We start from the raw sequence: 26,456 nt of genomic DNA, 5'->3' as shown, positions 1-26,456 counted from the left end.
AGGCTCTCGCCCTACTTAGGGTGATCAGCAAACCTGATCGATCGGAGGGCGCAAGCTTTGCGCCCCTACAGTAACGGATTTTGTCCACAATGTAGGGGCGAACTGCGTTCGCCCAAAAGGTACATTATCAAAGCGCAAGTCCCTTATCAGATTTGAGTTCTAAGTGAGTAGTTTTAAATAGCACTTTCCTGATGTCTTTTCACTGTTTACTGGACGGCTACGCCGTGCCTTTGGCAACACTGAAAAGGACGCAATACTAGGTGATTTAGCTCCTCTGTTTACTAAAGTTCAGGGTATCTGCAATATATCTTAACAAAATCGGAGTAAATACTGGGAGTGGAAGGAAACACTCCAGACACAGAGGACACAAAGATTGATCGCTTCTATAGTAAGTTAAAGAGGGCCTGGAAACTGGCGCACACATACAGTTAAGAGTTTGTCAAGTGTTTCTTAACTATATCTAACATTATCCCTGTTCAAAATGTAATCACACTGCGGATAGAATCCCCTTGGCGCATCAGGTCAAAGGCCTCGTTAATTCTTGGCAGAGGTAGAACATGGGTGATTAAATCATCAATGTTAATCTTGCCGTCCATGTACCAATCGACTATTTTTGGTACAGCTGTACGACCTCTCGCTCCACCAAAAGCCGTACCTTTCCAGACCCGTCCGGTGACTAATTGAAAAGGACGGGTACTAATTTCCTGGCCGGCCCCGGCTACACCGATAATAGTGGCAACACCCCAACCTTTATGGCAACATTCCAAAGCTTGACGCATAATCTGGACATTGCCGATACACTCAAAACTATAATCGGCCCCACCCTTAGTTAAATCCACCAGATAGGCCACTAAATCCCCCTCGATTTCTTGGGGATTAACAAAATGAGTCATCCCGAATTTGGTCGCTAAAGCTTGTTTCTGGGGATTGATATCGACCCCGACAATCATATCGGCCCCCACCAAACGGGCCCCTTGAATAACGTTTAAACCGATACCTCCCAGACCAAAAACCACCACTTTTGCCCCCGGTTCCACTTTAGCGGTATTAATCACCGCACCGATACCTGTAGTGACTCCGCAGCCGATATAACAGACTTTTTCAAAGGGAGCATCGGGGCGAATCTTGGCTAGAGAAATCTCCGGCAGTACGGTATAGTTAGAAAAAGTCGAGGTTCCCATGTAGTGATAAAGAGGCTGACCATCGAGGGAAAAACGACTGGTTCCATCCGGCATTACTCCCCGACCTTGGGTAAGACGAATCGCTTGACAGAGATTGGTTTTAAAGCTGAGACAGTATTCGCACTGACGACATTCGGGAATGTATAGGGGAATAACATGATCCCCCACTTTCAGGCTAGTGACACCTTCTCCCACTTCTACCACGATTCCGGCCCCTTCATGGCCTAAAATTGAGGGAAATAAGCCTTCAGGATCGGCCCCAGAGAGAGTATAGGCATCGGTGTGACAAACTCCCGTGGCTTTGATTTCTACTAACACTTCCCCCGCTTGCGGTGCGGCTAATTTTACCGTTTCAATAGTTAGGGGTTTTCCCGCTTCTAGGGCAACTGCCGCTCGAACATCCATAGGCTCAAAGCAATAGGTTTTTTCCAGTATAATACCGTTAAACTGCTGAAGAGTTGTAATAGAACAATTCTAAACTTATCTCTATGTTAGTCCTCACCATCCGCGAAGAAGGAATTAACGATGGTGGCTTTACTGCTACTCTCAATTTTGATAGCGGTAACAGCTACCCAATTACGGTTACTGACCCCTTTACTAACCAAGAAGAAAAAGACCTAGAATGGTACTTTGAGGAATGGTTAGTATTTCCGACGCTAGAGACGGATAAAGCGCAAAAAGCCGCCAACAGCGTCCAAAACTATGGCGAAAATTTATTTAAACAGGTTTTCCAGAGTAATTTAAATGCTTATGGGGAATATCGAGACTTGCGAAAGCAGTTAAGTCAACTGCAAATTATCATCGAAAGTCAGTCGCCAGAATTTCAAGCTTTACATTGGGAAGCGCTGAAAGATCCTGATTTACCGCGTCCCTTTTCTATAGATTGTATCATCTCCCGCCAGCGTCGAGGGGCTACAGTTGTCCCGGTGCAAATGGCCACTTATCCTACTATCAATCTTCTGGTGGTGATTGCGCGTCCTAATGAGGAATCTGATGTTAACTATCGCACGATTTCCCGTCCTTTGGTAGAACTGGTAAATAGTAGTGAAATACCTGTAAAAATTGATATTTTGCGTCCCGGAACTTATGAATCACTAACCAGACATCTGGATGAGAAGGGAGAAGGATACTATCATGTTATTCATTTCGATGTTCATGGCGGATTGATGGAATATGAACAGTACCAAAGACAGGTTCACGGGGACTCTTGGCGCTATCAAAGGGGATGGGGACTGGAGGATTTAGCAGAATATGAGGGAGTAAAAGCTTTTCTGTTTCTGGAAGGAGAAGAAAAAGGTCAAGCGACTCCGGTAGAAGCGACGGAATTAGCGAATTTACTCACTGGGAAAAATATCCCTATTTGTATTCTCAATGCTTGTCAGTCAGCAAAGCAAATTTCCCAGGAATCAGAAGACTATCGGGAAACCAGTTTAGGGAGTCGTTTAATGACTGCGGGAATGCAAGCTGTGGTGGCGATGGGATATTCGGTGACGGTTTCTGCAGCTAAGTTGATGATGAAACCAATTTATCAGCAATTATTGAACGGAAAAGACCTAACGGAAGCGATGCGAAAGGGACGGTTAGAGTTATTCAATAATAAGCAACGCCGCGCCTATTATAACACGAGAATAGATTTAGAAGATTGGTTATTACCGGTGATTTATTGTCGCGGTAAAATTAATCTCAATTTGCGTCCATTTACTCCAGAAGAGGAGGAAAAATACTGGGAACATATCAGCAATCAATATGTCTTTCCTTTACCAGAATACGGCTTTGTCGGCAGGGATTTAGAAATTCTCAAGATGGAAAAGGCGCTGCTGAAACATAATATCCTTTTACTCAAAGGAATGGGAGGGACAGGAAAAACTACCTTACTCAATTATCTACGAGAATGGTGGCAGAAAACCAACTGGGCGACCCATATTTTCTATTTTGGTTATGATAAAAAAGCTTGGACGTTAGAACAGATTGTCCATGAAATTGGTCAGGGAATTTATAATCGCTTTGAACAGGCGAGTTTCCAAGGGATGAACCTGAAAGCGCGGGTAAAGAAACTAGAGCAAAAACTCCGCAGTGAGGCGTATATTCTCATTTTAGATAATCTGGAGTCGGTGACGGGACAACCGTTAGCAATTCAGAATACTTTACCGGAGAATGAAAGGGAAGAAATCGCCGAATTTCTCAAGAATTTGGTCGGGGGAAAGACGAAGGTGATTTTGGGTTCTCGCAGTGAGGAAACTTGGCTGCAACGCAGGACTTTTAAGGAGAATATCTATCAGTTACAAGGATTAGACCAAGAGTCGAGAACTGAATTAGCGGAGAGAATTTTAGAACGTCAGGCGAAGAGTCGGAAAAATGCGATTAAAAAGGATGATTATTTTAAACGTTTGATGAAATTGTTGGCGGGATATCCGTTGGCGATGGAAGTGGTATTAGCGAATCTGAAGCGACAGTCACCGGAGGAGATTTGGCAAGGGTTACAGTTGGCGGAATTAGCTGATGTGGGGGATGAGGATAAGACTAATAATATCATCAAATGTGTGGAATATTCCCACAGTAATTTGTCGGAGGAGGCGCAGAAGTTGTTACTCTGTTTAGCGCCTTTTAGTGGGTTTATTGATCGATCTGATATTCCTAATTATAGCCAACAACTACAGCAATTAGAACCTTTACAAGGCTATCAGTTTGACCAATTTGATGCAGCGATTGAAGAAGCGATTCATTGGGGTTTGCTTTCGCCGATGAGTGAAGAAATGCCGAGTTTATTGACTATCCAGCCCATTTTTCCCTACTTCTTGAAGACGAAGTTAAAGGAATTAGCACCAGAGACACAAGCAGCAATTTGGGAGGGATTTAAGAATCATTACCGAGACTTGGCAGATTATTATGGTAACTTGCTAAATTCCAAAAATCCGCAAGAGAAGCAGTTAGGGATATTGTTCTGTCGCTGGGAGTATGAAAATCTGTTTAATGCGTTGCAAATCGCCCTCAATCAGCAAGAGAGCGTATTGACTATTATTAATTGCTTGCATAGTTATCTGGATTTAAACCAAGATACTCAGACTAATTTAAAGCTCCTAGAGTTCGTTCTCGAAACTTTTGAAAACTATCCCCCTGAAGCCAAACAAGGGCAGGTGGCAATAGAAATCATTGCTATAATTGCCGAGACAGGAAGCAAATATTTACAAAGTAAAAATTATCAGAAAGCGAAAGAGATTTACCAAAAAAGCCTTGAATTACTCAAGCCAATTAGTGAAAGTTACAGTCAATCTAAGCAATCTTTCCAAGCCAGCACCCTGCACCATTTGGGAATCGTAGCGCAACAATTGAGGGAATGGGAGCAGGCGCGGCTCTACTACCAGCAGGCTCTCAAGATTTATATTGAATATGGGGATCGCTTTTCCCAAGCCAGACCCCTGCACCAGTTGGGAAGGGTAGCGCAAGAATTGAGGGAATGGGAGCAAGCCCGAAGCTACTACCAGCAAGCTCTTGAGATCAAGATTGAATATGGGGATCGCTACGGGCAAGCCAACCCCCTGCACGGGTTGGGAAGGGTAGCGGAAGAATTGAGGGAATGGGAGCAAGCCCGAAGCTACTACCTGCAAGCTATTGAGATCTACATTGAATATGGGGATCGCTTCTCCCAAGCCAGCACCCTGCACAATTTGGGAGTGGTAGCGGAAGGAGTTGGGGAATTGAGCCAAGCCAAAAGTTATTACCTGCAAGCCTTACAAATTTTGGCAGAATTTAACGATGGTTACATGATACAAACCTATTCTTTGCCTAGTCTTGTTGCTCTTTATCGGCAAACGCAAGATGAGGAGATTCTTGTCGGTATTGCTTCTGTTTTCGGGGTTGGGGTTGAGGAGGTGCGGGGTTTGGTCTAACTCCCCCCTAATACTAAATCTGGCTTTAAAAAGAGAGGGTGATGAGGTGATGGGGTGATGGGGTGATGATCCTCCCTCACTCCCTCACGAACCTGGCTTGTTGTTGCGCTTCAGCGCTAACTATTTCGGGCTTGCTGAAAAAGTAAGGGCGAAGCATTCGGATAGGAAATCTACGGTTTCAGCGATAGGTTATCGCCCGAATGCTTCGCCCCTACAATGTTGTGATCTACGGATGAGGTGTAATAGCGAGAATGGTGATTTCCCCCGAATGAGGTCCATAGCACCAGAAAATTCGATAGGCTCCCGGTGTATTCTGTTGGGCGTAGGCTTCAAAAACCTTCTGTGTTGCATCATAAGGGTTATCGAGGGAATTAAATTCGTGGGTTTTTAGTCCCGGATGTCTTGGGTTTGTACTGAGGAGCTTGAGGGCTTTTGTTACCTGTTTGTAGAGACCCTCTTGTTTCGATGCTTTTGTCCTACCTTGAGCTAGGCGAGTCTTTTGAGCCTGTTCCGCTTCTGCTCGCAATTCAGATAGAGTATTTCGAGCTTCCTGTGTCTGTCGTAAAGAGAAATTCAATTACTCCTCGACTTCTTCAGGAATAGATTCAGCAAACTCAAGCATAGCGCCTAAATCGACTGTTTCTTCAGCGAAATTTCCTGTGCGGGCTTCTGCGAGTCCCCGTTTGAGCGACTCGCGGACCCTAGGATTCTGAAAAGCCCATAGTTCTCCCTCTGGAATCGCCACCATGGGAACCAAAAGAAGTTCCCCGCTTGCATTCATCAGTATTCGATAGTGACGGTTGCTACATTCAGTCCCAAGGCTAATCCGTCCCCAAGCATCAGCCTGAATATCTTCTTTAATGAGCGAAAAATTCTGATACTCCATCACGTCTCCTCCTCTCTTCATATACTTATTCTAGATAAGTTACCCAATTTGGGCAATAGGGTTATGTCCATTTAGCTTCTCACTACCTAAAGAAAACAGGTTAAACTTGTTCGGGCTGGAGCCTTGACAACCAACCTAGTTTGTAGTTGCACTCTCTTCGCTAAATTCTCTCCCCTTTCCTTGTAGGATAGGGTTCAGGGGAGAGGTCAATAATTAAGAATCCAATGCGATCACACTATCTGGTAAAGATCAAGTATAATAATAAATATGAAGACCAAATTATTCATCTACCGTTAACTTAATCAAAGCCAAATGAACTTATTAAAACAATCGGACATTCAAGAAAATCCCACAACACTTTACGAACAAGATCTTCAGTTGTGGATTGAGCAAACTATTCATCAATTACAGAATCGACAGTTTGAACAACTGGATATAGAAAACTTAATTGAGGAGTTAAAAGATTTGGGTAAGTCAGAGAAACGCGCCTTAGAGAGCAACTTAATGGTCCTGTTGATTCACTTACTCAAATTAAAGATACAGCATGATGCTCCTGAGACAATGAAAGCAAGTTGGTATAATTCAGTAGATGAGCATCGTCAGCGCGTTCAAGATGATTTACTTAAGACTCCCTCTCTTAAATCTTATCTCTTAATCTCCATCACACAAGCCTATTCCAGCGCTCGTAAAGTCGCCATCAAACAGGGTAAACGCGCTCAATTTGGTATTCGTATTCCCCAAGAAAGTGAGTATCCCCTCGCTTGTCCTTTCACACCTGAACAGATTCTAAATGAGGACTTTTACGGGTAAAAACGAAGGTAAACATTATCGATAATAAAACCATGAAACCAGAATATGACCTTGCCAACATGAAAAATCGCCCGAATGACCTAACCCCCCTTCCCTGGGAAATAAGGGGGGAATAAAGTTTTTAACACCTAACTACTTATATCTCAATAAATCTCTTGGATAAATCATAGCAAAGTGAACCTTTCATGTACTCTAAATTAAGGAGAAGACGATGGCTAATCTGGATGATGTAGGAAGAGCGAAAGCAGCTGATAAAAACCTGAACGATGCTAACCGAAGCGATGTGCAGGTAAACAAAACAAGACCATATCCTTAACTGTTCTCTCTGATTTAGAGCAGTTAACCCTATCAGTAACGGATATTTTGCTTGGTTAAATTAAAAATAGCAAATTACCATTAACGTAAGTGTTAATTAAAGAGGTAAATATGGTTCAATTTTTACAAGCAAAAGAAGTCACTCTCAGAGATTTAATTAATCATTTTCAACTACAGTTTATAGAAGATGAGCATTTTTTTGGGGAATGGCAAGAAGACTTAGAAGCAATCTCTGAACAGGAAAAAGAATTGTTAGATAAAATCAAAACAGGTTATTTTAACTTATTGAATTATCCTCCCTTTTTAGAAACTTCGGTGAGGATGACGGTTTTATACCCATTATTATTTATTGGTAACTTTTATCTATTTCCCTTTCACATTAAAGCAGAAGAGTCCGTTGAAATTATTACAGAAGATCAAGATTTGATAATTAAAGGAAGGTTAGATACTTTAATTCTAAAAGAGCAATTATGGGTAATGATTATTGAATCAAAATGGGTTATTTATTCCGTTGAAGTAGGTTTACCGCAATTATTAGCTTATTTAATTGCCAATCCTCATCCAAACCGTCCTAATTATGGAATGTTGACCAATGGTTCCGAGTTTTTATTTGTTAAATTATTATGGGACGGTAAACCTTTATACGGAACCTCTCGTTTATTTGCCATGAGAAATCCGGGGGATTTATACGAGGTTCTCAAAATCCTTAAACATCTCTGTCAGTCTAGCGAGGGGGTGGAATGAACCACAGAGACACAAAGGACACAAAGATCGATCGCTTCTATGGTAAGTTAAGCTGATCACACAGAACCTAGAAGAGCCTGGATTAGAGGAGATTCGGCTAATCTAAGGATGGGTGGTTAAGAATTTTTTCAGCTTTTCTTGACTATTTCAGCCTTATTTGTCCTAACAAGCTCAAAAATACAAGAGTTTTTCTCTAGAATTGCCCGGCCTGAGAGGGGAATGGTAAAGTTAGATAAGAAAATTAAAGATGGTGTGATTAAAGTGAAATTTGCTGCTAGTACCTATTTTTCCCTGCTGCGTCATTGTGCCGTTCCTTTGTTGTCGATCGCTACTTTTACGCCAATTCTCTTAACTTATTTAGCCAAGGAAAAACCAGAAACCCCGCAACCGCAGGCAAATCTAGAAACTGCTGCCTCCCCTGCTCCTATTATCCCATCTCCGATCGCACCCTTAACCGCGCCATCACCGAAACTATCCCCCTCTCCCCAATCTTCTGCGATTCCAAAATCAGCACCCTCTCCTCAGTCTTCCCTCTCAGCGCCGAAAAAATTAGCACCATCGGTTCAAACGTCCCCTAATACTTCCCCCAATACTGCCCCTAATACTGCCCCCGCTGCTGCGGCCAAACCAGTGACTAGACAACCCTTAGTGGTTCCCGCTAATTATACGCCGCCGGTCCTAGAAATTCGCGTGGCGATTAAAAGGGATGTGGCCAGTGTTTTGATTGGAGTTAACGGGCCGGCGGTGATCACCGATCGCCAAGGTCGTGGTTTAAAAACGATTGCCACTAACGAGGGTTTACCGGTCATTCCAGGTGCCAATGGCTTAAAAATGGGCGATTTATCGCTGCCAGAGGTGATTTTTGTGCAGCCCACCAGTGCCGATGGTTTAGTTTATGTGGATGATAGTTGGTATCGGGGCAAAATCCTCCTGGTTGCCCAAGGCGATCGCTTATTAGTGGTTAATCATGTTAATTTAGAGGCCTATCTCTATAGTGTAGTGGGTAGTGAAATGCACTCCACTGCGCCAATGCACGCTTTAAAGGCACAGGCGATCGCCGCTCGTTCCTATGCCCTAGTACATATAATCCGCCCCGCTAATGCTTGGTTTCATCTGGGCAATACCCAACGCTGGCAGGTATATAAAGGCATTCGCTCGGAGTATCAATCGACTCACCAAGCGGTTAATGCCACTGCCGGGCAGATTCTCAGCTATAAAGGGGGTGTGGTCGAGTCTCTTTATGCCGCCACCGATGAAATTGTCGCTTGGGCCCACGGTGGTCGCGGTATGAGTCAAACTGGAGCTTATAAATTAGCGGAAAAAGGCCTAGATTATCAACAAATTCTCGGTAATTATTATCCCGGAGTTGGTTTAGCCCGTCTAGTTCTACAAAATTAGATTGATAGGCTTTCTCGACTGAAAACTCAAATCTGATCACTGATAACTGATCACTGATAACTGAAATGCCGACCATAGCAGATTTCTAGTAACTGTATTACAATAAACTTTCAAAATGCTATAGCAGTAAATCTCTCTATGAATAGCCCCTTTCTTGACTACCTCAACGGTCCAAAGCATCCCGTCCTCGTCTTTGATGGAGCGATGGGAACTTCCCTACAAAGCCAAAATCTGACGGCCGAGGACTTTGGTGGGGCAGAATACGAAGGTTGTAACGAGTATCTTGTCCATACTAAACCTAGCGCCGTAGCGAAAGTCCACGAAGCCTTTTTAGCCGTGGGTGCGGATGTGATTGAAACCGACACCTTCGGGGGAACCTCGATAGTTTTAGCCGAGTACGATTTAGCCGACCAAGCCTATTATCTCAACAAAAGCGCCGCCGAACTGGCCAAGGCTTGCGCGAATAAATACTCTACCCCCGAAAAACCCCGTTTTGTGGCGGGTTCCATGGGGCCGGGGACAAAACTGCCCACTTTGGGTCATATTGACTTTGATACCCTCAAAAATGCCTATGTGGAACAGGTAGAGGGTCTGTACGATGGCGGGGCAGATTTATTATTAGTAGAAACCTGTCAGGATGTCCTGCAAATTAAAGCGGCTTTAAATGCTATTGAAGAAGTATTTCAGAAAAAAGGTCAACGATTGCCCCTGATGGTTTCGGTGACGATGGAAACCATGGGAACGATGTTAGTAGGAACGGAAATTAACGCCGTTGTCTCTATTTTACAACCCTATAAAATCGATATTTTGGGACTTAACTGCGCCACCGGTCCCGATTTAATGAAACCCCATATTAAATATCTCTCGGAAAATTCCCCTTTTATTGTTTCTTGTATTCCTAACGCTGGTTTACCGGAAAATGTCGGCGGTCAAGCGCACTATCGCCTCACTCCCGTAGAATTAAAAATGGCTTTAATGCACTTTATTGAAGATTTGGGAGTACAAATTATCGGCGGTTGTTGTGGTACTCGTCCCGACCATATTCAAGCTTTAGCGGAACTAAGTCAGGGTTTAACTCCGAAATCTCGTCATTATCATTATGAACCCTCCGCCGCTTCTATCTACAGTACCCAACCCTATATTCAAGATAATTCTTTCCTGATTGTCGGGGAAAAATTAAACGCCAGTGGTTCTAAAAAATGTCGGGAACTTCTCAATGTTGAAGACTGGGATAGTTTAGTATCGATGGCGAAAGCTCAGGTAAAAGAAGGAGCGCATATTCTCGATGTCAACGTCGATTATGTGGGCCGGGATGGGGTGCGCGATATGCACCAATTAGCCTCTCGTTTAGTTAATAATGTCACCCTACCTTTAATGTTAGATTCCACCGAATGGGAAAAAATGGAAGCGGGGTTAAAAGTAGCGGGGGGTAAATGTATCCTCAACTCTACTAACTACGAAGACGGGGAATCGCGTTTTTATCAAGTCTTGGATTTAGCGAAAAAATACGGCGCGGGGGTAGTAATTGGAACCATTGATGAAGAAGGAATGGGCCGCACTGCCGAGAAAAAATTCCAGATAGCTAAACGGGCCTATTATGGGGCGATAGAATACGGAATTCCCCCCTACGAAATCTTTTTTGATCCTTTAGCTTTACCGATTTCTACCGGTATCGAAGAAGACCGAGAAAATGGCAAGGCTACTATCGAAGCAATGCGTCGAATTCGCCAAGAACTGCCCGAATGTCACATTCTTTTAGGTGTGTCTAATATCTCTTTTGGGTTGAATCCGGCAGCGCGTCAGGTATTAAATTCCGTCTTCCTCAACGAAGCGATGCAGGTGGGTATGGATGGCGCAATCGTCAGCGCTAATAAAATTCTTCCTCTGGCAAAAATTGAACCAGAATATCAGCAAATTTGTCGGGATTTAATCTATGATAATCGTCGTTTTGATGGCGATATATGTGTTTATGATCCCCTGACCAAATTAACCGAATTATTTGCGGGTAAAACTACTAAAAAAGACCCTTCTAGTAATGCTAATTTACCCGTGGAGGAACGCTTAAAACAGCATATTATTGATGGGGAAAGATTGGGACTAGAAGACGCTTTGAAGCAAGCTTTACAGGACTATCCACCCCTCGATATTATTAATATTTTTCTCCTGGATGGGATGAAGGTAGTGGGTGAGTTATTTGGTTCGGGACAAATGCAGTTACCTTTTGTTCTCCAATCGGCCCAAACTATGAAAGCAGCCGTTGCCTTTTTAGAACCCTTTATGGAGAAAAAAGAGGGGGATAATAATGCCAAAGGGACTTTTATTATCGCAACAGTTAAAGGGGATGTTCATGATATTGGTAAAAACTTAGTTGATATTATCTTGACCAATAACGGCTATAGGGTGATTAACTTGGGTATTAAACAACCTGTAGAAAATATCATCGAAGCCTACAAAGAACATAAGGCCGATTGTATCGCCATGAGCGGTTTATTGGTGAAATCGACGGCTTTTATGAAGGAAAATCTAGAGGTTTTTAACGAAAAAGGAATCACCGTTCCCGTTATCCTTGGTGGGGCAGCTTTAACTCCCAAATTTGTCCATGATGACTGTCAAAAAACCTACAAGGGACAGGTTATCTATGGTAAAGATGCCTTCTCTGACCTGCATTTTATGGATAAATTAATGCCCGCTAAAGCTGGGGGTCAATGGGATGATAGTAAAGGCTTTTTAGGTAAGTTTGCCGAGACAGAAAAAACCCCGGTTGTTGCCGAAGAATTAAAGGTTAATCCCGATACTATTTTTACCGATGGCAGCGTGGACAAAGAATTAGTTATTGATACCCGTCGTTCGGAAGCGGTGGAAGTTGATATTCCCCGACCAACACCGCCCTTCTGGGGTACTAAAATATTAACGGCAGCAGAAATTCCCATCGAGGAGGTTTTCTGGTATTTGGACCTACAAGCTTTATTTGTCGGTCAATGGCAATTCCGCAAACCCAAAAGCCAATCTAAGCAAGAATACGACCAGTTTTTACAGGAAAAAGTTCATCCAATTCTGACAGCATGGAAAGAGAAAATTGTCAAGGAAAATTTACTAAACCCCACATTAATTTATGGTTATTTTCCCTGTCAATCCTCTGGTAATTCCCTGTTAATTTACGATCCCGAATCGATACAAGCAGGCGAAAAACCCGAAAATCTGCAACCGATAGCCATTTTTGAGTTTCCGCGCCAGAAATCCGGTCGCCGTCTCTGTATTGCTGACTTTTTCGCCCCGCAGGAATCTGGTATTATCGATGTTTTCCCGATGCAAGCGGTGACAGTGGGGGAAATCGCCACGGAATACGCTAAATCTCTCTTTGATGCCAACGAATATACGGAATACCTCTATTATCACGGCATGGCTGTCCAAACCGCCGAAGCCATGGCCGAATGGACCCACACCCGCATCCGTCGCGAGTTAGGTTTTGCAGAGTTCGATCCCGATAATATCCGCGATATACTGCAACAGCGTTACCAGGGTTCTCGCTATAGTTTCGGCTATCCCGCTTGTCCCAATATTCAGGACCAATACAAGCAACTAGATCTGTTAGGATGCGATCGCATTGGGATGTATATGGACGAAAGCGAACAATTGTACCCAGAACAATCCACCACCGCCATTATTACCTATCACCCCACCGCTAAATACTTTAGTACCTAATCAGTGATCAGTTATCAGTGATCAGATTTGAGTTTTCCTTTCAATTATCGACTTAAATCTATAATATGCCAGCAATTTTTTTGATTATTAACCACATGACAAAGTGGCCACTGCTGTGGTATTAATTTAGGATAGGAAGTTTTCGGGAGTCAGTCGTCGGTCGTTCATACCAAATTAGCCTACACTTCATCTTGATAAGAAAGGCTAGATTTTTAGCAGCTTCTTAGGGAAATTATGACCACTAATCCTCTTAACTCGCTCATTTTAGAGCAGATTAGTCATATCTGTGAGCAATACTCGATCGAAAGTCGTATTCTCGAAGATTTTGCCGATTTTGTCATCAAAAACCACCGTAAAAAGTCTCCTAAACCATCGTTAACTAAATCAAAAACTACAGCCACCACCACCACAAGCTCAAAAGTTAAACCTTTAACTCTAACGCAACTTAAACAGGCAGTTTATGCCTATTTTGAGGTTAGCAATACCACAGAATTAAAAAAATCGAGTATGTTTCAAATGGCTACTAGAGCCTTTGATAACATCAATTTATCTCAGCGAGAAAGTTGGGAAAAAATTTACAGAGAGTATGTAGGTATTTTACCAGAAGAAGATGGGGAAACAGGTAAGCATTGTATTAATGGTATTAATATATTTAAATATTTTTATCCCTATCGTGTTTTCGAGCTTGATCCAAAAACTGCCACTAAGGAAGACATTAAAAATGCCTATTATCGTCTTTCTAAGATCTATCATCCCGATAACCAAGAAACAGGAGACGCAGAAGTTTTTGATTGTTTAACTGTCATGTATAAGTCTATCACCACGGAGATAAAATAATCATGCCTCAGAAAGCAAATACCTTCCTGATCCGGGATACCGAATTAGCTCAATGGTTTTCTATTACTCTTGAAAAACTAGACAAAATTGTTGATATTTTTGATGCTGATCCTAATGATGATTGGGATTTAGTTGAAGGTGTCGATTATCAATTTGTCAACAAAAAAGATAAAGTTAGATTGTTTTCTTTTGAAGGTGCTTTAAAAATTGCTTCCTATATTGATCAGCATGAAAAGCGAGGAATTTTATACAGATTTAGAGAATTTTTTACTAAGCACGATCAAAAAATTCGTCGCTCTTTGGCACGAAAATTAATTTTTAATGAATTGGCTGACTCTGGCGAAATTAAAGTTTATCAAGGAGTGGCTATGATTCATAAACAGAGTTTGCGGCGAATTTTAAAAACTAATGGAGCCAAGCTAAATCAAACATTCAATAATCTTAAACTCCACGAATCTTCATCTTTGAAAGTTGATGATGAAGAACTTGCTAAGGTAATCAAAAATACTAAAACAGAAGTTCGTCCTTTAAAAATAGGAGTAGATTTTTACGAAGATGAAAAAAGAGAGTTTTGGTTCTCTGAAAGTGGAGTTGTTCGCATTTCTAAATCCATGAGTGAAACTTTGACGAATAAATCGCGCCAAGAAATGTGTAAAATGATTGAAATCGAGTTTCCTCTTGCCTTTAAAGAAATTCAGGAACATCTAGATGACGATACCAAACAAAAAATCGAGATTGAAAAGGCTAAAAAACGAGCTAAAACTAGAGATAAAAACACTTGTCAGGTGACAGGGCAAAAACCGGATAGAAATAATAAATTTAATCTCGCTGTCCATCATCTTTACTCTGCCCAGAAATATCCCCATCTAGCGACATTAGATCTGAATTTGGTGACTATTAAAGAAGAAATTCACCAAGAATTCCACGGTAACTTAGGGGGATTTCATCAACCTTGTACCATCGAGGATTTTATCGAATTCTTGCACGTTTACTATCCCGAACATCAGGGTAATTTAGCCTTAAAACTTCAGAAAACTAAGAAAAAACTGGAAAAATTAGCTAAATAATCATTCAATTTCGGGGGGTGAATAGCTCCAAAGTGATTCTCCATTTTTTTAGGGAAAGAACGACCACATCTCATCATGAGCGATAATTAATTTATTGAAAATTTGGGTTAAAACTCCTATCTGACGAGGAACAGCCGCATCTAAATCATTGGCAACTATTGTCAACTCCGCCCATAGTATATATGATAGTTGAACTCTAATTTAGGATCTAGCTGGGTCTAGAGAGGATAATATGGATAAGATCAAGGTAGGATTGTTGTTTGGTGGTCGATCGGGAGAACACGAGGTATCTATCAATTCGGCTCGATCGATCCTGCAAGCTTTTAATTACCCCGAAAATCTTGACAAATACGCAGTTATCCCCTTCTATATCGATAAAAATGGCTGTTGGCATTCGGCAGCAACTGCTAGACAAATTTTAACCTCTGGGCAACCCCTAGCTATTGAGAGTGATATAAAAGTCAATATCTGGCAATTTCCCCCAGAAGTGAGCGAAATTGAGGTTTGGTTTCCAATTCTCCACGGACCGAATGGAGAAGATGGCACTTTACAAGGATTACTCACTCTCATGCGGGTTGCTTTTGTGGGTAGTGGGGTACTGGGTTCATGCTTGGGAATGGATAAAATTGCCATGAAAACTGCTTTTGCAGCCGCTGGATTACCCCAAGTTAAGTATAAGGCCATAACCCGCTCGCAAGTGTGGTCAAATGCCTGTGTTTTTCCGCAATTGTGCGATCAAATCGCCGAGGAAATAGGTTATCCTTGTTTTATTAAACCGGCTAATTTAGGTTCTTCGGTGGGTATTAGTAAAGCTCGCAACCGGCAAGAATTAGAGGCTGCTTTAGATAGTGCTGCTAGTTATGATCGACGGATTATTGTTGAAGCAGGAGTAACCGCAAGGGAGATCGAATGTGCGGTTTTAGGTAATGATAATCCCCAAGCTTCTTTGGTGGGAGAAATTACTTTTGATAGTGATTTTTATGACTATGAAACTAAATATACTGACGGGCGATCGAGTATGGTTATTCCCGCTAATATTCCCGATAAAATTGCTAATCAAGTGCGAGAAATGGCTGTAGAAGCATTTAAAGCTGTGGATGCTGCGGGATTGTCGCGGGTGGATTTTTTCTATGTGGAAAAGACTGGGGAAGTGTTTCTCAATGAAATTAATACTCTGCCGGGGTTTACTAATTTTAGTATGTATCCCCAACTCTGGAAAGCCACCGGTTTAGAGTTTGATAAATTGGTCGATAAGTTGGTACAATTAGCCTTAGAAAGACAGGAAAAATAAGGTTAAATTACCACCATTTCTAGGATAGGAATTACCTATCCTAGAGATATTTATCAATTAGATAGTTTCAGGATCAATGCCCAATTCTCGTAATTTTTGGGCTAATTTTTCCTTCTCCAAGATAGCTTGTTCTTTTTCGAGGATAGCCTGTTCCTTCGCTTGTCGTTCCTGTTCCCTTTCTAAAAGAATCTGTTCCCTTTCTAAAAGAATCTGTTCCTTTGCTTGTCTTTGCTCTAATTCAGCTTCTTGGGGAGTGGGAACCAATTGACCATCGACGGTAAAATAACGCAGTTTACGGTCAAATATGCCTAAATATAGTTCTAACTGTTCACTCCATAAATAGCCGTTTTCATTAGCAGCAATAGCTTGATATTGTCCAGCAATTAATCTAAATCCTTGCAGTTCTAAACTTTCAGGATCAAACCAGAAATAGTTAGGAGTCCGAAAGGTATTTTGATAGAGAATTTTCTTTTTATTGCGGTCAATATTGGCCGTAGAATCGGAAAGAATCTCCACGATCACATTGGGATATTTACCCCCTTCTCCCCAAACCACCCAACTTTTGCGGGGACGTTTTTCTGTATCTAAAACCACAAAAAAATCAGGACCACAAAAATCACGTTTTTTTAGTTGTTCTTCGTTATAGTAGATGGTAAGATTACCCGAAGCTTAGTAATTAGTTCTTTGTTGCCATAACCTTTCTAAACAACCGATCAGAATTGTAATTTGTTGTAGATGTAGATCACTTTCCAAGGGTGGTTCATCACTCCATAAATCGGTGGGGGGACAGGTAACTTCCGGTAAAATGTCGAGAGTTGTCATAGTTTTTCCCCGTTATACTAGCTTTGTTTAATTATAACTGTTACGCTCTTTTCTGGTCATAAAAAACTAATTTTTTGTTGAATCACGAGTAAAACTGTAGATAATTTGGGTAGCTAATTGTGGTAATTGTGATAAATCTTCATTGGACATTTTTTGACGATCTAGTTTCATTTGTAATCCCGTCATCGAATCGTCTCCGTCGGAAATTAAAAATTCTAAGCGTTCAATTTCTGACCAATCTTTAACGTCATTTAATATCTTGTCAATAACCAGAAGATAAGGATGGGAAGGATTTTTATACCAATTACTGCTGACACCCTGACGAATATCTAAACCTAAATGTACGATCAAAGGGGCGCGATCAAAAAGGGCATTGGCTACCGGTCGGGTTTCTTCTTGAAGAGATAATTGATTAGCGCGACTTACCTGCCGTAATTTCTCTAATTGATGATATCTTTGGGAAATTGACGGCGGATTTTCCCCCCAACTGAGAGCGATGGTGACTAGATAGGTTTGTAAGAATAGATGTCCTAACTTTTCCGCTTTTGTGGCCAGATAATTGGAATTATAATCATTAGCCTCGATCAGCAAAGGTACTCGCTCGACTATTTCCAAACCATAGCCTTTTAATCCGGCAATTTTACGCGGATTATTGGTAATTAAACGAATATTTCTCACCCCCAAATCGTTGAGCATTTGCGCTCCCATGCCGTAATCGCGCAAATCGGCGGGAAATCCTAACCTTTCGTTGGCTTCCACCGTATCTAGTCCCATATCCTGTAAAGAATAGGCTTTTAGCTTATTAATTAAGCCAATTCCCCTGCCTTCCTGTCGCAGGTAAACCACCACCCCTAAACCGTTGTTTTCGATCATTTTTAAGGCAGCTTGTAACTGTTGCCGACAATCGCAACGCAAGGAGCCCAAAGCATCCCCGGTCAGACATTCTGAGTGCATTCGTACCATTACAGGTTGATCACCAAAGAGAGCGGGATCGCCTTTCACAATAGCGATGTGTTCGGTTTGATCTAATAAATTTCGGTAGGCATAAAGCTGAAAAGTGCCGAATTGACTAGGAAAATTACAGACCGTTTCCCGATGGACAAAGCGATCGTGTTTTAAGCGATAACTGATCAGATCGGCAATGCTGATTAACCTTAGATTATGTTGACGAGCGTATTCAAATAGTTGCGGTAAACGGGCCATGGAACCATCGGGATTTTGGATCTCACAGATAACTCCCGCCGGATACAACCCGGCTAACCGAGCTAGATCCACGGCTGCCTCCGTATGACCGGCGCGTTTTAAGACTCCACCAGCTTTAGCACGAATCGGGAAGACATGACCGGGACGAGTGAGATCGTCGGGACGAGTGACCGGATTAATGGCAACTTGCACGGTTTTCGCCCGATCTTCTGCCGAAATGCCAGTTTTAACCCCTAAATGGGGAGCGGCATCGATGCTAACGGTAAAAGCAGTTTGATTGCTATCGGTGTTTTTTGTCACCATCAAGGGTAATTCGAGAGCATCAAGACGCTCTCCCGTCATTGCCAGACAGATTAAACCGCGAGCTTGCACTGCCATGAAGTTAATCAGATCGGGGGTGGCAAATTGGGCCGCACAGATTAGATCTCCTTCATTTTCGCGATTCTCATCATCAACTACTACAATAGCCCGTCCAGCTTTGATTTCCGCTAAGGCAGTATCGATAGAGTCAAAAGCGATCGAAGTGACAGTCACAGGCATTAAAACGATAGAACTATTTTCATTCTACAGGTTTGCTCGATCTGCTGAGGGTCAATTTCTGCCAGTTCCCTAGAAAGAAGTCTCCCGGTGAACCTGACGGCTGCCCGGGAGACTTTTAGCTATCTTAAGCTAGAAAATTAGTTCAAACTAGCGGGGGTGATGCTGGCAACTTTGCCACCGAGACGGTTGATCTGTTGCAGGGTGTTATTTAACTGTTCAAAGGGGACGATAATTGCTTTGCTACTGCGACGGACACTGGGATAACCCGGTTTGCTGATGGCGGCAATTTCCACGCGATAGAGCTTACCCACATCACCATAGGCCACACTACCACCAAGAGCTTTACTGGGGGTGTTGCGTTGACCGGAGGGACGATAGGCCCAACCATCGCTGCCACCGGAGGGACCGACTACTGCCGAAGCACCATTTTGGGCTAATTCCACCGCTAAACGGGAGGTTTTGCCGGCAATCTGAGAGCGATCGCTGTTGGCATAACCGCGATAGAGTTGGAACATCCGGGTAAATCCCACGGTTTTCTGACCGGGTTGGCTGGCAAAACCACGATAGTAGGGAACAATACTATCGCCGAAGTTTTCGGTATATTCGGCGGAATCGATGTAGGAGTCGATATCGGCCTCGAATCCTTTGTTTTCGTAGAGATCGAGGTGATAGACCACTTCCGACTCATCGTAGGGAGCGCGACCTAAAAGATGTTTGATATTAAGTTCGATGACGCGGGTTTGGAAGTTACCGTAGAAGAATTTGTTCTTATACAGTTCCGATTTGGCCACGGCGCGGACGAATTCCCGCACGGTGATCGAACCGTTGCAGAGTAAGGATTCGGCACTGGTAAGGCGCTCGGAACGCATGATATAGTCATTGCCTAGCACCTGACGATAGACGGCGCGAATAACCGCCTGTGCGTCGTCACGGGACCAATCGGGACGTAATTCCACGGGAGCAACCTCGCTAAAAGCGGTTGTCCCTAAACGGGAAGCTGAGGTAGTAATTGCCACTAAAGTTCTCCTACAAAAAAATGATCGTTTTCTGACCGCTCAAAACTAGGCGAGAATAAGTTCGATTACCTGGCCGCCTTGACGGTTTATTTCTTGCAATTTGTTCGATAGTTGCTCGTAGGCAACGAGATACTCGCTCACACTGCGACGCACACGGGTTTGTCGTCCCGCTTTTGCGCCACTAACCACGCGCAAGCGATAGAATTTGCCCCGATCGCCCCCAGCTAATCCGGTTAAGGATTGACCGGTTCCGTTAATATAAACGGGGGAAGCACTGTTATAGGCTAGTTCCCTGGTCAGTTTTCCCTCTTTTAACGGCGCGCGATCGCTGGTCGCATAACCGCGATAGACTTGGAACAGCCGACTAAAACCGACGGTTTTCTGACCGGTTTGGGTAGCGAAACCGCGATAGTAGGGGACAATGTTCTCACCGAAATGTTGGTTGTATTCGGGGGAATCGAAATAGGAATTAATTTCTGCTTCGTAACCCTGTTGATTGTAGAGATCGGTGTGGAAAGCGATCTCGGCTTGATCGTAGGGAGCGCGACCGAGCAGGTGTTTATAATTCAACTCGATAAAGCGATTTTGGGGATTGCTGTGGAAAAATTTATTCCGATATAGTTCTGATTGAGCGATCGCCCGAATAAAGTCCCTGACGCTAATCGAACGATTGCGTAAGAGGGATTCTAGGCTGATTAGGCGCTCGCTGGACATCAGATGCTCGTTGCCCAAGATTTGCCGATAGGCCCCGCGGATCACCACTTCTACCTGTTCATCACTGTCGGTGGAGCGTAATTCCAAGCGGGGGGAACCGTTGTAGGGTTCAAATCCCAGTCTCTGGGCTGCCATCAAGCTAGTCATCGTCGATCCTCCTGAAACTAACCTTTAATGGATATAACAAGGTCTGGAAGAACAGGTGATTGCTAACCCTTTTGCTAACAACCTCCTGTCTTTCCAGACCAGCAGTTTTTTTGATCGGACTAGCTGAGAGCGTTGATAGCGTAGTCGATATAGGAGTTGGCTTCTACCGCAGGGTCGCCACTTAAACCATGGTTGGCTTTGATGTATTTGAGGGCTTCGATGTACCAGCTAGGAGACAGGTCGAAGGTGCGGTTGATTTCGTCGATACCAGCGATGAGGTACTCGTCCATCGGACCGGTTCCACCAGCAACTAAGCAGTAGGTCACCATGCGGAGGTAGTAACCGATGTCACGAGCGCATTTTTCTTTACCGCGTTGGTCCGCCGCAAAGTTAGCCCCTTGCATTTGGGTGGTGTAGGGGTACTTGTTGTACACAGCTTGAGCAGCGCCAGAGATCAAAGAACTGGCTTTTTCGGTTAAAGCTTTAGCGGCGGTGAGGCTGGCAGAAGCTTGACGAAAACGACCGAAAGCAACTTGGATTTCGGTGCTGCTTAAGAAACGACCTTGAGAATCAGCGGCTGCTACGGCTTCGGTAAGGGGGGTTTTCATTGTTTGGTATCTCCCAATAATCTTGCAATAAGTTTCCTACGGTTTAATTAAGACTAGCCCTGGGGACTAGGCGACAGCAGCGGCGGCGCGGTCGAAGTAGCTGGCAATTTCAGACATTAAAGCACTGCAATCGCCGGGGGTGACACCGTTGCGATCGTTAGCGATGGACAAAGCAGCTTCTTTCATTTTGCTTACGCCAGCGGCTACGGAAGCTCCAGGTACTCCTAAAGCTACATAGGTTTCGCGAAGACCATTTAAGCAACGATCATCGAGAACACTGCCGTCGCCAGCGAAGGTAGCGTAGGTAACATAGCGCAAGATGATTTCCATGTCGCGTAAGCAAGCGGCCATACGACGGCTGGTGTAGGCATTACCACCGGGGGTGATCAGTTGGGGCTGTTCAGCGAACAGGCTACGAGCGGCGTTGGCAACGATGGTGGAAGCGTTACTGGTGATCCGGTTAACAGAGTCCATCCGTTTGTTGCTGTCGGCAACCATGGCGCTGAGAGCGTCTAGTTGCGAAGAGCTTAAATATTCGCCACGAGCATCAGCTTGGGATACTACCCGGGTGAATGCGTCAAACATTGTCACAATCTCCTAAATTTAAATGGGATTTGCTTGCAATTAAAAGGTTTTCCCTCTTAAGGGATTTCACGGTGAGTCTGGACGAGCCTTGACCGTGATTGTTGCGATTTACTTTAAGAAACCTGAAAAAACTTCACGGCTCTCTCATAAATCACTTAAGGAGGTTAAACAAGTATCCAGCTTAACTTTTGTCTGTTATCTTGGCCCCTCAAATTAAATTTATACACTGCTGTCGAAACTTTGTTTGTTACATATTATTAAGTTTTTTGCTGTTTTTTTGTAACGGTCACTTAACAATGACTCGATCAATTTGGTCATCAATTCCTGACATGGCTCAAAGCCTCTCACCGTCGGGAAATCAAAGACAGCAAGGCTTTAAGGGTATAAAGGGCAGCAAGATAAAAATTTTAAGTTTTTTTTAATATTTTCCCGCTTTCCCTTCCCCTATTACCCAAGGATCGACCTTTCCAGCCCTCCAACAAGATGAAGTTTTGTAAAGAGGGGTGTGGGGTGTGGGGTGTGGGGTGTGGGGTGTGGGGTGTGGGGTGTGGGGTGTGGGGTGTGGGGTGTGGGGTGTGGGGAGAACAAAGCTGTCTCCTGTCTCCTATCTCCTGCCTCCTGTGGCTCCTGAAGTTAAACTAGAAACCAGTGATCAAAAAATCTAGCCGAGCCGTCCGAACCCGATGATTTCCTCCTTTCCCGTTCCCAATAGCTTAAATTGCCCTCAAATTCGCCTTGCTATTCGTTCCCTGCAGCCGCAATTGGTCCACTGGCGCCGACAAATACACCAAAAACCAGAACTAGGCTTTCAAGAACACCTCACCGGCTCCTTAATCAGTCAAACCCTGACTAAATACGGAATTGACCATCAAACCGGCATCGCCGGCACCGGAATTGTCGCCACCATCGAAGGCAGTCAACCGGGGCCAGTTTTAGCCCTGCGGGCCGATATGGATGCACTACCGATCGCCGAAGAAAACCAAGTCCCCTATCGTTCCCAACATCCCGGCCAGATGCACGCCTGTGGTCACGATGGTCACACAGCGATCGCCCTCGGCACAGCAGTTTACCTAGCACAAAACCGTCACGATGTCAAGGGAATCGTAAAAATTATTTTCCAACCCGCCGAAGAGGGGCCGGGGGGGGCGAAACCGATGATCGAAGCGGGAGTGCTGAAAAATCCCGACGTGGAGGGAATTATCGGGCTGCATCTCTGGAATAATCTGCCCTTAGGGACAGTGGGCGTGAAAAATGGTCCCTTAATGGCGGCGGTGGAATGTTTCGATCTCCAGATACAAGGCCGGGGCGGCCACGGGGCAATTCCCCATCAAACCGTCGATTCACTACTGGTGGCGGCCCAAATCGTCAACGCCCTGCAAACCATCGTCGCCCGCAACCTCAACCCCCTCGATGCTGCCGTGGTGACTGTGGGCAAATTAGCGGCGGGAACCGCTAGAAACGTGATCGCCGATAGTGCTAATCTCAGTGGCACGGTGCGCTATTTCAATCCCCAGTTAGGGAGCTATTTCCGACAACGGATGGAAGAAATCATCGCGGGCATCTGTCAAAGTCAGGGGGCTAGTTATCAATTCGATTACTGGCAATTGTATCCCCCGGTAATCAATCATGATCAGATGGCGGAATTAGTGCGAGCAATCGCCGCACAAGTGGTGGAAACCCCAGCCGGAATCGTTCCCGAATGTCAAACCCTGGGAGGGGAAGATATGTCCTTCTTTTTACAGGAAGTACCGGGCTGTTATTTCTTCTTGGGATCCGCCAATCCCGAATTAGGATTAGCCTATCCCCACCATCATCCCCGTTTTGATTTTGATGAATCGGTGTTAACCATGGGAGTCGAGATTTTTGTCCGTTGCGTCGAAAAATTCGGCAACTCTAAGACTTTCTAGAAATCCGTTCAAGGTGAACAGTTTTTGTCAAACCTGAAACCGCTAAACTGATCACTGAATCAGACGAGTAAAAAAACCCATGAATAATAATATCCAGGAAAACGATGCCCAACGGGTGAAAATCCTCAGCGAAGCCCTACCCTATATTCAAGAATTTCGCGGTCGCACCGTAGTGGTTAAATACGGTGGCGCGGCCATGAATAACAGCGATATCAAAGACACGGTCATGCGAGATATCGTTTTTCTCTCCTGTGTGGGAGTTCGTCCCGTTATTGTCCACGGCGGCGGTCCAGAAATCAATAGTTGGCTGGATAAATTAGGCATTGAACCCCAATTTAAAGACGGTTTACGCGTCACCGATGCCGCCACCATGGATGTGGTAGAAATGGTGCTAGTGGGACGCGTCAATAAAGAAATTGTTGCCCTGATCAATCAAGCCGGCGGTAAAGCGGTAGGATTATGCGGTAAGGATGGTAATCTGATCACTGCTCGTCCCGTGGGTAAAGAGGGCATTGGTTTTGTGGGAGAAGTCAGCAGTGTCGATACTAGCCTCGTCGAATCCTTGGTCAATAGTGGCTATATTCCCGTGATTTCCAGTGTCGCCGCCGATGAAACCGGCCAAGCTCATAATATCAATGCCGATACGGTAGCCGGAGAAATAGCGGCGGCTCTAGGGGCAGCTAAACTAATTTTGATGACCGATACAGCCGGAATTTTAGAGAATTATAAGGATCCTTCCACTTTATTGGCTAAATTGGATATCCAACAGGCCCGGGAGTTGATTCAAAAAGGTATCGTTGCCGGCGGGATGATTCCCAAAGTTGGCTGCTGTGTGCGATCGCTGGCTCAGGGAGTTCAGGCCGCTCATATTATCGATGGTCGTCTTCCCCACGCCCTTTTACTGGAAATTTTCACCGATCGAGGCATCGGTTCTATGATTGTGGCTTCCGGTTATACTAACCTATAGTAGTAATTACCGTACTTTTGGTTAAAAAGACTTGCCTAAAACCAGAGATCTGGTGTACAAATAAGTTAATAAACGCGCTTCTCGCTCCTTTGTAATGGCAAAAGTCTTAGTCTTGAGTTAGTTTAGTCGGGAAGCGCAAAATCTGAAGTATTCATAGCAATTGAATTTATGACCAAACAAGCTGTAGCTCACCCGATGGTGAAGTTTCAACGCAAGGCTAGCAAGTGGATAGATGCAAAAGTAGTCAAACCTAGCGATAGTATCTGGAAACTCGCTCTTTTATACGGAGATGAGTGGGCATACTGGAAGCAGGAGTTGCTCGATTTCGGTTTCTCCATGCAAGACCCTCTCAGCGAAGTGATAGCGGTAGAAGCTTGGGACGAAGAATAAGCGACCATCGACTCAAAAGCAGCTTTCTACCAAGATTATCGCCATGGGATCGACTCCGATTATCCTTTCCGCTCTGGTTATCTTATCCTTAAGCGCGAGTTGTTCTCCCAAGAGCGAAACCCAACCACCGCCACCAGCGGCCCGTACTACTACCGTCAACGTCACCACCGCTAAACTGGCAACCATCGGACGCAATCTCGATTACACGGGAACTACCCGACCTTTAAAAGTCGTTTCTCTGCGATCGCAAGCCACCGGTCAGTTACTTAATCTCGTCGTCGATGTGGGAGATGAGGTGCAATTAGGACAAATCCTCGCTCATGTTGATGATCGTCTCCTTGCCACCGTTGTCCGGCAAGAAAAAGCCGCCCTGTCGGCCCTAGAAGCAGAATTAGCCCGGGCGAGAATTGAAGTCAGTAACGCTGAAATTGAAGTGGAGCGCCTACAACTACAATACCAACAGGCCAAAAATGATGGCGAGCGCCTGCAAAAATTAGCCCTAGAAGGGGCGATTCCCCTACAACAGGGTGAAACAGCCCAAACCACGGCGGCAGTGGCTTTAAAAGCCGTTAATAGCGCGAGATCGAGAATTAAAGTCGAGGAACAGGTGGTGGCGGCAATTATCGGCAGAATTGCCGCCCAAAAATCGGTCATCGCTCAGGAACAACAACGTCAGGCCTACGCTATTCTTAAATCACCAGCGACGGGGATAGTTATCGAAAAACTGAAAGAGCCGGGGGATTTAGTCAGTATCGGCGATGAAGTCCTCAAAATTGGTGATTTTCAACAGGTCAAGGTAGTAGTATTATTATCAGAATTGGATTTAAAAACGATTAATTTAGGACAAACGGTTAATGTCAGCCTTGATGCTTTCGGTGAGAGAAATTTTTCCGGTCGCATCAACAGGATTTTTCCCCTCAGCCAAGGCACGGCCCGGCGGATTCCCGTGGAGATTACTCTACCCAATGGGGATGGTTTAATTAAAGGGGGATTATTGGCCCGGGTGCGGTTTAATAATAATTCTGCCCCTCAGGTGATTGTCCCCGAAACAGCAATTGTCAGTCAGGGGGAATCCCCAGCCATTTTCGTCCTTTCCGAGTCTAACTCGCAAGTGCAAAAACGTCCCGTTCGTCTCGGTCAAGCGCTTGACGGTCAAGTAGAAATTATCACCGGACTGGAACCGGGGGAGCGTTTCGTCGTTAATAGTAGTAAACCTTTGCAAAATGGCGAAAAAGTCCGGGTCAGTATCCTGAGTAATCCTTGATTAGTTGGGGATTGCTAGATAGACTTAAGAAAATTGGTTCTTCCGAACTTACCATGTAAAATCAACTAGCAAAATGCCAATTTAATAAACATCTAAGACTAAAGTTTTTAAAGTTTCTAAATCCATAGCCTCTCCTTTTAATCACCTTCAGTTTATTATTAATTCCTTCCACTGT

The 26,456-nt window shown here is 44.1% G+C and carries 21 protein-coding genes and 1 pseudogene; 12 read left to right on the top strand and 10 right to left on the bottom strand.

Going from position 1 to position 26,456, the window contains the following annotated elements; genetic code table 11:
* Window positions 1–476: 476 nt before the first annotated feature.
* Window positions 477–1,586, bottom strand: a complete 1,110-nt coding sequence (locus tag ACOCD9_RS09345; RefSeq protein WP_419547205.1) for an S-(hydroxymethyl)glutathione dehydrogenase/class III alcohol dehydrogenase — start codon at window positions 1,584–1,586, stop codon at window positions 477–479.
* A gap of 83 nt (window positions 1,587–1,669) precedes the next feature.
* Here ACOCD9_RS09345 and ACOCD9_RS09340 point away from each other — a divergent pair, with 83 nt between their 5' ends.
* Complete coding sequence (locus ACOCD9_RS09340; RefSeq protein WP_419547204.1) at window positions 1,670–5,068, top strand: tetratricopeptide repeat protein; 3,399 nt, start codon at window positions 1,670–1,672, stop codon at window positions 5,066–5,068.
* A gap of 226 nt (window positions 5,069–5,294) precedes the next feature.
* Here the strand turns inward: ACOCD9_RS09340 and ACOCD9_RS09335 are convergent, their stop codons facing one another.
* Entirely contained in the window at window positions 5,295–5,645 is a 351-nt protein-coding gene (locus ACOCD9_RS09335; protein ID WP_004268952.1) for a hypothetical protein, read from the bottom strand.
* Window positions 5,646–5,954, bottom strand: a complete 309-nt coding sequence (locus ACOCD9_RS09330) for a hypothetical protein (protein ID WP_419547203.1) — start codon at window positions 5,952–5,954, stop codon at window positions 5,646–5,648.
* A gap of 312 nt (window positions 5,955–6,266) precedes the next feature.
* Here ACOCD9_RS09330 and ACOCD9_RS09325 point away from each other — a divergent pair, with 312 nt between their 5' ends.
* The 7 genes from ACOCD9_RS09325 to ACOCD9_RS09295 all read left to right on the top strand — a co-directional run bounded on the left by ACOCD9_RS09325 (window position 6,267) and on the right by ACOCD9_RS09295 (window position 16,118).
* Window positions 6,267–6,764: a DUF29 domain-containing protein gene (locus ACOCD9_RS09325; RefSeq protein ID WP_002798842.1), complete on the top strand. Its 498-nt coding sequence runs from the start codon at window positions 6,267–6,269 to the stop codon at window positions 6,762–6,764.
* Between the two features lie 426 nt (window positions 6,765–7,190).
* Window positions 7,191–7,823 carry a restriction endonuclease subunit R gene (locus ACOCD9_RS09320; RefSeq protein ID WP_419547201.1) on the top strand — a complete coding sequence of 211 codons (633 nt, stop codon included), beginning with the start codon at window positions 7,191–7,193 and terminating at the stop codon, window positions 7,821–7,823.
* 219 nt (window positions 7,824–8,042) lie between these two features.
* Complete coding sequence (locus ACOCD9_RS09315) at window positions 8,043–9,221, top strand: SpoIID/LytB domain-containing protein (protein WP_419547200.1); 1,179 nt, start codon at window positions 8,043–8,045, stop codon at window positions 9,219–9,221.
* 138 nt (window positions 9,222–9,359) lie between these two features.
* The gene (gene metH / locus ACOCD9_RS09310; RefSeq protein ID WP_419547198.1) at window positions 9,360–12,923 is read left to right on the top strand and encodes a methionine synthase; all 3,564 of its coding nucleotides are present in this window, start codon (window positions 9,360–9,362) and stop codon (window positions 12,921–12,923) included.
* A 234-nt stretch (window positions 12,924–13,157) separates the two neighbouring features.
* A complete protein-coding gene (locus ACOCD9_RS09305; protein ID WP_149979390.1) occupies window positions 13,158–13,760 on the top strand; it encodes a J domain-containing protein in 603 nt (200 codons plus the stop codon).
* A 2-nt stretch (window positions 13,761–13,762) separates the two neighbouring features.
* Window positions 13,763–14,827 carry a hypothetical protein gene (locus ACOCD9_RS09300; protein ID WP_419547197.1) on the top strand — a complete coding sequence of 355 codons (1,065 nt, stop codon included), beginning with the start codon at window positions 13,763–13,765 and terminating at the stop codon, window positions 14,825–14,827.
* A 232-nt stretch (window positions 14,828–15,059) separates the two neighbouring features.
* Window positions 15,060–16,118, top strand: a complete 1,059-nt coding sequence (locus ACOCD9_RS09295; protein WP_002749933.1) for a D-alanine--D-alanine ligase family protein — start codon at window positions 15,060–15,062, stop codon at window positions 16,116–16,118.
* 57 nt (window positions 16,119–16,175) lie between these two features.
* On the opposite strand, the pseudogene ACOCD9_RS09290 reads toward ACOCD9_RS09295, so the two are convergent.
* From ACOCD9_RS09290 to ACOCD9_RS09265, 6 genes and pseudogenes are all read right to left on the bottom strand, one after another.
* Window positions 16,176–16,940 (bottom strand): annotated as a pseudogene (locus ACOCD9_RS09290) (Uma2 family endonuclease).
* Between the two features lie 66 nt (window positions 16,941–17,006).
* Window positions 17,007–18,683, bottom strand: a complete 1,677-nt coding sequence (gene ribBA / locus ACOCD9_RS09285; protein ID WP_419547195.1) for a bifunctional 3,4-dihydroxy-2-butanone-4-phosphate synthase/GTP cyclohydrolase II — start codon at window positions 18,681–18,683, stop codon at window positions 17,007–17,009.
* Between the two features lie 137 nt (window positions 18,684–18,820).
* Entirely contained in the window at window positions 18,821–19,699 is an 879-nt protein-coding gene (locus ACOCD9_RS09280) for a phycobilisome linker polypeptide (protein WP_287700053.1), read from the bottom strand.
* 45 nt (window positions 19,700–19,744) lie between these two features.
* Complete coding sequence (locus ACOCD9_RS09275; protein ID WP_185238668.1) at window positions 19,745–20,560, bottom strand: phycobilisome linker polypeptide; 816 nt, start codon at window positions 20,558–20,560, stop codon at window positions 19,745–19,747.
* A 119-nt stretch (window positions 20,561–20,679) separates the two neighbouring features.
* Window positions 20,680–21,168, bottom strand: a complete 489-nt coding sequence (gene cpcA / locus ACOCD9_RS09270) for a phycocyanin subunit alpha (RefSeq protein ID WP_004268966.1) — start codon at window positions 21,166–21,168, stop codon at window positions 20,680–20,682.
* Window positions 21,169–21,234: 66 nt separating this feature from the next.
* Window positions 21,235–21,753, bottom strand: coding sequence for a phycocyanin subunit beta (locus tag ACOCD9_RS09265; protein WP_004268967.1), 519 nt, complete (start codon window positions 21,751–21,753; stop codon window positions 21,235–21,237).
* A gap of 683 nt (window positions 21,754–22,436) precedes the next feature.
* Here ACOCD9_RS09265 and ACOCD9_RS09260 point away from each other — a divergent pair.
* The 4 genes from ACOCD9_RS09260 to ACOCD9_RS09245 all read left to right on the top strand — a co-directional run bounded on the left by ACOCD9_RS09260 (window position 22,437) and on the right by ACOCD9_RS09245 (window position 26,281).
* A complete protein-coding gene (locus tag ACOCD9_RS09260; protein WP_419547193.1) occupies window positions 22,437–23,660 on the top strand; it encodes a M20 family metallopeptidase in 1,224 nt (407 codons plus the stop codon).
* A 79-nt stretch (window positions 23,661–23,739) separates the two neighbouring features.
* Window positions 23,740–24,627 (top strand): acetylglutamate kinase, encoded by an 888-nt coding sequence (argB, locus tag ACOCD9_RS09255; RefSeq protein ID WP_287700055.1) that lies wholly within the window; start codon window positions 23,740–23,742, stop codon window positions 24,625–24,627.
* Window positions 24,628–24,795: 168 nt separating this feature from the next.
* Window positions 24,796–25,017 carry a DUF4327 family protein gene (locus tag ACOCD9_RS09250; protein ID WP_287700056.1) on the top strand — a complete coding sequence of 74 codons (222 nt, stop codon included), beginning with the start codon at window positions 24,796–24,798 and terminating at the stop codon, window positions 25,015–25,017.
* A gap of 43 nt (window positions 25,018–25,060) precedes the next feature.
* Window positions 25,061–26,281, top strand: coding sequence for an efflux RND transporter periplasmic adaptor subunit (locus tag ACOCD9_RS09245; RefSeq protein ID WP_287700057.1), 1,221 nt, complete (start codon window positions 25,061–25,063; stop codon window positions 26,279–26,281).
* A 61-nt stretch (window positions 26,282–26,342) separates the two neighbouring features.
* Here ACOCD9_RS09245 and ACOCD9_RS09240 read toward each other — a convergent pair.
* On the bottom strand, window positions 26,343–26,456 hold a 114-nt coding region (locus ACOCD9_RS09240; RefSeq protein WP_271927689.1), incomplete at its 5' end, for a transposase.

The sequence above is a fragment of the Microcystis sp. genome, assembly GCF_048564745.1.
Classification (GTDB): domain Bacteria; phylum Cyanobacteriota; class Cyanobacteriia; order Cyanobacteriales; family Microcystaceae; genus Microcystis; species Microcystis ichthyoblabe_A.
This window is presented reverse-complemented; position numbering and strand designations above follow the sequence as displayed.